Here is an 8,992-nt window from a genome sequence, read left to right as displayed (position 1 = left end):
AGCAGTTTCAACGGCGCGACCGAGTCGACCGCCAGCCTGTATCTGGACGAGGTGCAGATCGCCTTTGCCGGTCCCGATCCCGGCTTGCGCCTCTACGATATCGGCGAGGTGGAGATCGCCGAGGGGCCGCAGGGGGCGCTGCACGGGTCGGGGGCGATCGGGGGGATCATCCGGCTGACCTCCAATCCGGTGGCGCTCGACCGGGATGCCGGGCGGCTGGAATGGGGCGGCGGACTGACCACCCATGGTTCGCCGAGCGGCGACGTGGCGGCGGTGGCGAACAAGGTGCTGCTGCCCGGAACGCTGGGGGTGCGGCTGGTCGGCTATCATGCGGTCGATGGCGGCTATATCGACAATGGCCGGACGGGCGCGACCGACATCAACCGGGTGCTGACCAGCGGATTGCGTGGCACGCTGCACTGGGACGTGGGCGATGGCTGGCAGGCGGAACTGGGCGGCGGGGGTCAGTCGATCGTCGCGCGCGATGCGCAATATGTGATGAGCGAGGACGTGCTGGTCAGCCGCGCGGCAATCGCGCAACCCTCCTGGAGCGACATGGCGTTCGGTCGTCTGCTGCTGACGAAATATTGGGACGACGGCCTGCAATTCGTGTCGTCGACCGGGCTGGTCCGGGGTGCCTCGTTCGAGCGGTTCGACGCCAGCATGCTGGGCGCGGGCCTGGCCTATCAACTCGACGGGTCGAAGACCCTGTTCACGCATGAAAGCCGCCTGTCGCGGCGGCTGGCGGGCGGCGGCTCCTGGGTCGTCGGCATCAATCTGGTGTCGGACCAGTCGGTGATGGGGCGTACGCTGACTGCCAGACAGGGGGTGCGACCGGTGATCGGCGTGACCAACCTGACGCGCAGCGGCGCGATCTTCGGTGAGGCGACACGTCCGCTGAGCGATCGGCTGTCGCTGACGCTCGGCGGGCGGGTAACGGCGGCGCGGGTCGATGGCGAACCCTCGCTCCGACCGCGGAGCGCCAATTATGTCCGGGGGCGCTCGACCACCCGGGTCGATCCGACCTTCGGCTTTTCCTGGGCGATGGCCCCGGCGTGGAGCCTGTTCGGTCGCTATCAGTCGGGGTTCCGCACCGGCGGTCTGGCGGTCGCGGCGGGGGTGGGACGGGTCGCCAATTTCGAGTCCGACTCGATCCATATGGTGGAGTTCGGCGTCCGCCGTCTGCGAGGCGGACCGACCGGGCTGTCCGCCTCGTTCAGCCTGTCGCACGCCCGCTGGACCGCGATCCAGGCCGATCTGCTCAACCGGTCGGGGCAGCCGGTCACCAGCAATATCGGTGACGCGCGGGTCGATGCGCTGGAGGGCTGGGTCGAATGGGTGCTGCAGCGCGACTGGCACCTGACCGGCGCGGTCTTCGTGACGGATAATGAGGTGATGGGCGCCACCGCCGCGCTCAGCCGGGCGAAGAACCGGCGGCTGCCCGAAACGCCCAGCGTCTCGGCCCGGCTGGGCGTGGTGCGCGACTTTCATGTGTCGCCCGACCTGATCCTGTCGGCGCGGGGGGAGGCCAGCTTCGTCGGGCCGTCGGTGCTGGGCGTCGGCGACATGTTCGATGTTCGGCAGGGCGGCTATGGCATCGGCAACCTGTCGCTGACCGCGCGGAAAGGCCGCTATTCGCTGTCCGCCACGCTCGACAATATCCTGGACGAGCGGGGCAATCGCTTCGCCTATGGCAATCCGTTCCTGCTGGGTCGGCGCAACGTCTCCACCCCGGTCAGGCCGAGGACGTTCGGGGTGCGGATGGGCGTCGATCTGTGATCGCGGCGCGGGCGTAGGCGGCGAAGCCCGCCAGCACATGGCGCAGGCGGAAGGCGTGGAAGTGGCGGATGGCGGGCACCGGCCCGACGAAGCGCATCCGCAGGTTGCGCACATCCTCGCGGATCAACCGACCGATGCGGCGGTCGGTCCACAGATGCTTGGCATAGAGCGCGCCGTCACCGAACCCATAGCCCGCCAGCAAAGCGACCGCTTCGTCCTCACGCCTGCGGCCATGATGATGGTCGACCACGAAACCGGGATCGTAGCGGATGGGGATGCCCGCGGCCTGTGCGCGGAACAGGAAGTCGGTGTCCTCGGCGGCGCGGAACGGCGCTCCCGCCCCGAAGCGTTCGTCGAACCGCCCGACCAGGCCCCGCACATCGGCGGTGAAGGCCAGGTTCGCGCCCATCACGAAGCCGCCGGGAAACCCCTCCGGGTCGGCCGTCATCGGATGATCCTCCAGCTTGACGGTGACGGGCAGGTCCGCCGGATCGCCCAGCAGGATGCGCCCGCCGATGACGACCGGCGCGGGGAACGCGGCGAAGGCCCGGATCAGCCGGGTGAGGTAATCGGGGTGCAGGACGCAATCGTCATCGGTCATCGCGATGATCCGCCCCCGCGCCGCCGCCAGCGCCATGTTGCGGGCCCGCGACAGGCCGGGGCGCGGTTCGGACAGCAGGCGGATGGTGAAGCCGCGCTCGGTCGCCCAATAGCGCACCATGGAAGGCGTACCGTCGGACGATCCGTTGTCCACCACGATCAACTCCAGTCGCACCCCGCGCGCCTGCTCCGCCGCTCGGACGATCGAGGCCAGCGTCGCGGCCAGACTGTCGCGCCGATCGCGGGTGCAGATCAGCAGGCTGACGTCGATCATCCCGCCACCATCGCCGCCACCTCCAGCGGCGAGCGGGCCCGGCGGACCAGCGGACTGGCCTGTGTCCACGTGGCGATATAGGCGCCGACCTTGCCATAGTCATTGTCCATGACGACCTGCGGAATGCCGAGCAGCAGCGCCAGGATATGGCCATGCAGCCGGTCGGTCACCACCGTCTCCCCCCGCGCCAACAGGCGAAGGCCGCGCTCGACGCGGATATGCGAGCGGGCGAGCGGATCGTCGGTGGCGACCGGCGGCTCCTCCAGCCAGTCGAGCATGACGCTTCCCGCGATGGCCGAGAGCGGCGCATCGTCGCGCTCCGCCCGTTCGGCGTCGGAGCGTAGCAGCATCAGGCAGTCACAGTCGGCCTCGACCGGGCGGGCAAGGGCGCCGAGGCCGAAGGCGGAGTCGGGGGCGAGCGTCGTCGGACAGTCGAAATACCGTTCCGCCAGTGCGAGGCTGGCGGTGTCGCGAACATGAAGGCGAAAGTCGGGATGCTCGGCGACCAACTTCGCGAAGCGGTCGCGCTGGGCTTCGTCGCGGAAATGGATCGACTGGGGAAGCTGAACCACCCGGCGGTCGCGGAAGCGAGCCAGTATCGTCTCGCGGAAATGCTGATGATGCGGCCAGATATCGCCCAGATTGCCGCCGCCATGGATCAGGATCGGACCATGGGGGCAGGCGTCGCGCAACGCCGCCTCGTCGAAATCGTCCCAGCGGCAGATATAGGCCGGATCGCCCGCGCCGATGTGGTGCAGACAGGCGATCTCGCCAAGCCAGATCGCGCTGTCCCCGACATTGGGATGATCGGGAAAGTCGACCAGCGCGTAAGGTTCGCCGCGTCGCACATGCCGACGATACAGGTCGTGCAACAGCGTCCGCTGGCGTTCGATGACGTCGCCGGTCATGCCGCGATGGCGGGGCGCGGGGCAGCGCGGACGCTGGCATAGAGCGCTTCGCATCGGTCCAGCCACAAGTCGCGGGCGAAATGCCTCTCCACCCTGCGGCGGGCCACGTCACGAGGAATGGCGACGGCGGCGAGGATCGCCTCGGCCAGCGCCGTGCTGTCACCCGCCGGGGCGATGCACCCGGCCTCGCCCACGACCTCGCGCGCCGCACCCGCATCGAACGCCGCCACGGGCAGGCCGCAGGCCATGGCCTCGATCGCGACCAGCCCGAACGGCTCGTCCCAGCACGGCGTGAACAGGAAGACCGACGCCCGCCCCAGTTCCGCCGCCAGCGCCGCACCGTCCAGATGCCCGCCATAGCGGATCGCACCGCCCAGCCGGGGTTCGACCTCCGTCGCCCAGTAATCCGGATCCTCGACCGCGCCGAACAGGGTCAGCGGGACCCCCGCGATCCGCGCCGCGTCGATCGCCAGATGGGTCCCCTTGTTCGGGGTGATCCGCCCGCACCACACCGCCTCGCCATTGCCGACCGGTACGAAGGGCCAGGCGGCGGGGTCGATCGCATTGTGCAGCACCGACGCCTCTGGCGGCGCGCCCTCCGGCCACCAGGCGCGAAGCTGGCTCGCGGAGGTCACGGTCAGGCGGTGGCTGGGCGCGGGGCTGACCCGGACGAAGTGATGCAGCGCGTCATAGGGTGGCACGTGCAGCGAGGTGACGGTCGGGGTCGCGGCGGTGCGGCGCGGCTCCAGCGGAAAGCGGTGCAGGCTGTTATTGTGCACCACGTCGAACCCGCCGCGCGCGATCCGGTCGCAGGCCTCGGCATAGCCCGCATCGACATGCGCGATCAGTTCGGGCTTGCCGCGATGTTCGGCCCAGGGGAACACCGCTTCGTAATGGACCGGCAACACCGGATCGATGGTGAAGCGCGGGTCGCTGTCGCCGCTGGCGAACAGCACCACCTCATGCCCGCGCGCCGCCAGCCCTTCCGCCAGATACCATCCATGCGCCTCCATCCCGCCCAGAAAGGGCTGGCGGATCGGCTGGCGGACATGCGCGAGCAGCGCGATCCTCATGCCGCGACCTGGGCGTTCGCGGCGCGCTCCTCCAGCAGGCGGATGACGCTGGCCGTGTTGGCATAGGGCTGATGGCTCTGCTGGCCGGTCAAGCTCAGGTCATCGGCGTCGGGGCGGCGCAGGATGCGGATCGGGCGACCGGGCGTGTCGTCGATCAGGCCCATCAGGCGAAAGGCGTGCAGCCAATGGCCCATGGTGCGGTATCCCCATTTCTCCTCGAACAGCTCGGCATTGCGCACCACGCTGTCGAGATGATGGACGGGGGGCATGTGGTGCGGGTGATATTGGTGATAGGCGAGGCCGCCCTTGATCCAGGCGATCGGCACGCCCGCCTTGTCGACCAGCTTGCCGAAATCGGTGTCCTCGCCACCATAGCCCGAATAGCGTTCGTCGAAGCCGCCCGTCGCCAGGAAGGTCGCGCGGCGCATCGCGAAGTTGAGCGACCAGAAGCAGCGATAATCCTCGCAACGCTCGATCCCCTCCGGCGGGGGGCCGCGCCGGTCGGAGTGGCGGACGGCGCGGGCCGCGAAGTCGTCATAGCGCCAATCGCCTTCGGTCGCGCCGCCGGGCAGATACATGACCTCGCCCATCAGCAACCCGTCCATCTCGTCCAGATAGCGGTCATATTGAGCGATCAGGTCGGGCGCGGGGATGCAGTCCATGTCGAGGAAGACCAGCTTGTCCCCCACCGCCGCCTTCGCCGCCGCGTTCCGCGCCTGGGCCAGCGGCAGGCGCGGGCCCGACACCATCATCTGGCGGATCGGGAAGGGCGCGTCGGGCAGGTCATAGCCCTCGTCCTGGATCACCGCGACGATCAGTTCGACGGGGCGCAGCGTCTGACGGCTCAGCCCCAGCACCACGTTGCGCAGATGATCGGGGCGGCCCCCGGCGAGAGTGACCACCGAGATGCTGGATGGCGAGATCATGAATGGGCTCCGGCGGAATCAGGGGTGGGGGAAAGATCGAGCTCGACCGGCCAGAGCCGCGCGGCCAGCGCCTCCAGCCAGTCGGCGGCGTCCTGTGCGGGCGTGTCGGCGATCATCGCGCGCTGGGCGGCGGGGCGATGCTGGCTGCGGGTTTCGGCGAGCGCGGCAGTCCAGCTTTGCGCCGAAGAGGGGAGGTGGGGGCGGACACAGGCGACGCCCGCAGCCGCCAGCGTCTCGGCCTTGCGATGCTGCTCGTCGAAATATCGCCATTCGGGAATGGCGAGCCAGGGGCGGGCGGCGGCCAGGATCTGCTGGCAGGTGGTGTTGCCGGTCGAGGCGATGACCAGGTCGGCGGCGGCGACATGATCCGCCGCGTTGTCGACCCAGCCGCGATGCTCGATATTGGCGGGCTCGGTCGCATGCCAGTCGCGTACGACCGGGCCTATGGTGATCCAGCGCGCGCCCGGACGACTTCGCGCCCCGACGCCCAGGGGGGCCTGTGCGAAGCCTTCGCCGCCGCCGCCCGACAGGACCAGGATCACCTCTTCCTCGGGTCCGACACCGATCCGCTGGCGGGCGAGTTCGCGCTCGGGGACGCGGGTGTCGACGCCCAGGCCGCCCGCGAAACAGGTCTTGGCGCGCATCGCTGCGTCCCATTCGGGTTGGGCCAGCGCCTCGTCGAACGCGGCGAGCAGCCCGGCGGCCCCGTCATAGGCGGCGCGGTGGCCCGGATCGCTTCGGTCGCCATGTTGCAGGATCTTCACATGCGGGACCGAGCAGATGCGCGCGAGCTGTGCGATCTCCGCCGACACGTCGCAGATCATCAGCGCGGGGTCGGCGCGGTCGAACCAGCCCGCGATCATCGCCATGGCGTGCCGGATGCCCGGCCAGCCCAGCGGCGCGCAATGGAGCGTGTCGGGCGTCGGCACCGCGTCCAGCCCGCGTGCCTCCAGCCCGGTCGGCTCGAACAGAGAGGGGATAACGACCAGCTCCACCTGTGGCGGCAGTGGAGGGAAGATATCGTCGCGGGCGCAGAACACCGTTACTGGCCGCTCGGGCGGCAGGGCGTTCAGGATCGCGGCGCAGCGTTCGGCATGGCCGCGCCCCTGATGATGGACGAAATAGCCGAAGGGCCGGATCATGCCGCGCTGGCCCGGATGGCGCTCCGCACCGGGATCGCGGCGGGCTTGGGATCGGCCAGACCCAGCCGCTCCAGTCCCTCCAGCACGCCGCGCGCATGATGGCCCGCGACACGCATCAAGCCCTCGCGCGGGGGCAGTCCGGCCAGTTCGTCGCTGGCATTGCCGACGACGATGGCATGGCCGCACGCTTCCAGCATGTCGACATCGTTGCCGCTGTCCCCCGCCGCGATGCACGCGCCGAGCGGCAGGTTGAGCCGCCGCGCATAGGCCGCCACCGCCGCCGCCTTGCCGCCCAGCGGCGCGAGCACGTCGATCAGCCGGCCATGCGAGAAGACGGTCTTGGCGGCGATCCCCTGTTCGGCCAGCGTCGTGCGCACCCGCATCGCATCCTCCGCCGTACCGAAGAAGCTCAGCTTGTGCGGCCCGGCGGTGTCGCGCGGCTGGGGACGCAGGCGCAGCGGCTTGAGGGCGGCGACCACCGCCTTGCGGTCCCATCCGTGGTTCAACCGGGCGGAGAAGGCGGGACATTCCTGCCAGCCGCGCTGGCTCTTCAGCATGATGCGCGTGCCGACATCGGTGATGAAGGCATCGGGTTCGGGCAGGCCCCATTGCGACAGGATCGCGCGCGCCATCGCGAAGGAACGCCCCGTCGCCACGACGAAGGGCAGGCCGCTCGCCCGCCGCCACTCGGCAAAACCATAGGCCCCCGCCGGGCAACCGGTCAGCGTATGGTCGATATCGCTCGCCAGCAGTCCCGGCGCGCGCGGCAACCGGGCATAGAGGGCGATCGATTCCGTGGCATAGCGCCGCCAGTCATAGCGGGCCGCGCCCGAACGTCCGGCCTCGCTCATCCGCGCATGGCATTCGGGATCGGTCAAGATGGTCAGGCACGCCTCGGCAATGGCGCTTTCGTCGCTCGGCTCGACCAGCAGGCCGTGGTCCAGCGCCCCGACGATCTCGCTTGGGCCGCCATGGCGGGTCGCGACCACCGGGACCCCCGCCGCCGCCGCCTCGATCAGCGTCAGGCCGAAGGGCTCGTGCAGCGCCGCGTTGACGAAGATGCCGCCCTTCGCCGCCCGGTCGTAAAGTGCTGCGACGTCGTGCCCGTCATGTTCGGGCGGCAGCGCGAAGCGGCCTCGCAGCGCGGGGCTTTGCGCCAGCGCCTGAAGCTCGGCCAGCACCGCGCGTTCCTCGGGCGATCCGGGGCCCTCATGCTGTCCGGCCAGGATGACCAGATTGGCGGCATCCCGAAGCGCGGGCGAGGCGGCATAGGCGCGGGCGAGCGCGCCCAGATTCTTCTTGGCGACGGGCCGCGCGATCGCCAGCACGATCGGCTTGGCGGGGTCGGCCAGCATGGTGTCGAGCCGTTCGGACAGGGAGGGGCGGCTGATCGGGCTGGCGTCGCGGCTGGGGACGCCGGGCGGGATGCAGTGGATGCGGCCCGTGACCGGCGCGGCATAGGCATGGACCTGCCGCTCCGCTTCGTCGCGGGTGGAGACGATGATCGCATCGGCCCCGGCGATGGCGCTGCGTTCTGCGGCGATCCGGCCGTCCAATGCGGGGTTGTTGCCCTGATGCTTGCGCTTGTCGATGCCCAGCGCATGGGGGGTGTAGATGAAGGGGATGGCGAAGCGGCGCCGCGCCTCCGCCGCGACGGCGGCGGCGTCGGAGAAATGCGCGTGGATCACGTCGGGCAGGCGCGGCAAGCCTTCCAGATGCGCGCAGAACGCCTCGGTAAAGGCCGCCAGGTCGTTGGCCAGCGCTTCCTTTTCGAGATAGCGGTGATCGCCCGTCGCGATCCGGTCGATGGTCAGCTTGGGCGAAATCCGCTCGCTGGCCAGGCCATGTTCGCGGTCCAGCGCCAGATCCTCGAACAGCCGGGTGACGATCGAGACTTGGTCCGTATCGATATGGTCCGCCTGGGCGATCGCTGCATCGAGAATATAGGCGATATGGCCGCCGGTGTCGGCGGTGATGCCATAATGGACAGGCGGCGATTTCAGGCAGCCGCCAAGTGCCAGATGCAGGATGAACAATCTCGCCCCTTTCGTTATGGAGCAAGAACGTTAGTAATATTGATTGGCTCCCAGCCGTTTCAGGGATTTATCGGGGGGTGGGGCGATGATGGTTTTCGCTGCTTCGATCTTGATCTTTATCAAGTTTGATTGGGCCGATTAGGTGAGCGGCGGTTGACCATTGGCGCTGATCCGCGACGGTGCGCTGGCCGCATCGGAAGCGCCCGATGCGACCAGCGACCGGATCGTGCCGCTCGCCACCCTGTCCCTGCGGC

The 8,992-nt window shown here is 69.4% G+C and carries 7 protein-coding genes; 1 reads left to right on the top strand and 6 read right to left on the bottom strand.

What is annotated here, in order from left to right; all coding sequences use genetic code 11:
* Positions 1–1,779, top strand: a 1,779-nt coding sequence (locus OXQ33_RS05610; RefSeq protein ID WP_267433698.1) for a TonB-dependent receptor, incomplete at its 5' end; no start/stop codon positions are given.
* Here the strand turns inward: OXQ33_RS05610 and OXQ33_RS05605 are convergent.
* From OXQ33_RS05605 to OXQ33_RS05580, 6 genes are read right to left on the bottom strand one after another with little or no spacing between them, the layout of a single operon-like run.
* Complete coding sequence (locus OXQ33_RS05605) at positions 1,736–2,653, bottom strand: glycosyltransferase family 2 protein (RefSeq protein WP_267433697.1); 918 nt, start codon at positions 2,651–2,653, stop codon at positions 1,736–1,738. The genes OXQ33_RS05610 and OXQ33_RS05605 overlap by 44 nt on opposite strands.
* On the bottom strand, positions 2,650–3,561 hold the full coding sequence (locus OXQ33_RS05600) for a polysaccharide pyruvyl transferase family protein (RefSeq protein ID WP_267433696.1): 912 nt from the start codon (positions 3,559–3,561) through the stop codon (positions 2,650–2,652). Before OXQ33_RS05600 ends, OXQ33_RS05605 begins: the two co-directional genes overlap by 4 nt.
* A complete protein-coding gene (locus OXQ33_RS05595; protein WP_267433695.1) occupies positions 3,558–4,634 on the bottom strand; it encodes a glycosyltransferase in 1,077 nt (358 codons plus the stop codon). Before OXQ33_RS05595 ends, OXQ33_RS05600 begins: the two co-directional genes overlap by 4 nt.
* Entirely contained in the window at positions 4,631–5,560 is a 930-nt protein-coding gene (locus OXQ33_RS05590) for a galactosyltransferase-related protein (RefSeq protein ID WP_267433694.1), read from the bottom strand. The genes OXQ33_RS05595 and OXQ33_RS05590 overlap by 4 nt, the downstream gene beginning before the upstream one ends.
* A complete protein-coding gene (locus OXQ33_RS05585) occupies positions 5,557–6,702 on the bottom strand; it encodes a glycosyltransferase (protein WP_267433693.1) in 1,146 nt (381 codons plus the stop codon). The genes OXQ33_RS05590 and OXQ33_RS05585 overlap by 4 nt, the downstream gene beginning before the upstream one ends.
* Positions 6,699–8,738: an HAD-IIB family hydrolase gene (locus OXQ33_RS05580; protein ID WP_267433692.1), complete on the bottom strand. Its 2,040-nt coding sequence runs from the start codon at positions 8,736–8,738 to the stop codon at positions 6,699–6,701. Before OXQ33_RS05580 ends, OXQ33_RS05585 begins: the two co-directional genes overlap by 4 nt.
* Positions 8,739–8,992 lie beyond the last annotated feature (254 nt).

Source organism: Sphingomonas sp. GM_Shp_1 (assembly GCF_026540895.1).
Lineage (GTDB): Bacteria > Pseudomonadota > Alphaproteobacteria > Sphingomonadales > Sphingomonadaceae > Sphingomonas.
Note: the sequence above shows the minus strand (reverse complement) of the source record. Positions and strands in the feature narration are given on the sequence as shown.

Bases quoted from the DNA above. Each gene is read 5' to 3' on its own strand.
- OXQ33_RS05605 (WP_267433697.1), bottom strand. From the start codon at position 2,653: ATGATCGACGTCAGCCTGCTGATCTGCACCCGCGATCGGCGCGACAGT.
- OXQ33_RS05585 (WP_267433693.1), bottom strand. From the start codon at position 6,702: ATGATCCGGCCCTTCGGCTATTTCGTCCATCATCAGGGGCGCGGCCAT.
- OXQ33_RS05600 (WP_267433696.1), bottom strand. From the start codon at position 3,561: ATGACCGGCGACGTCATCGAACGCCAGCGGACGCTGTTGCACGACCTG.
- OXQ33_RS05590 (WP_267433694.1), bottom strand. From the start codon at position 5,560: ATGATCTCGCCATCCAGCATCTCGGTGGTCACTCTCGCCGGGGGCCGC.
- OXQ33_RS05595 (WP_267433695.1), bottom strand. From the start codon at position 4,634: ATGAGGATCGCGCTGCTCGCGCATGTCCGCCAGCCGATCCGCCAGCCC.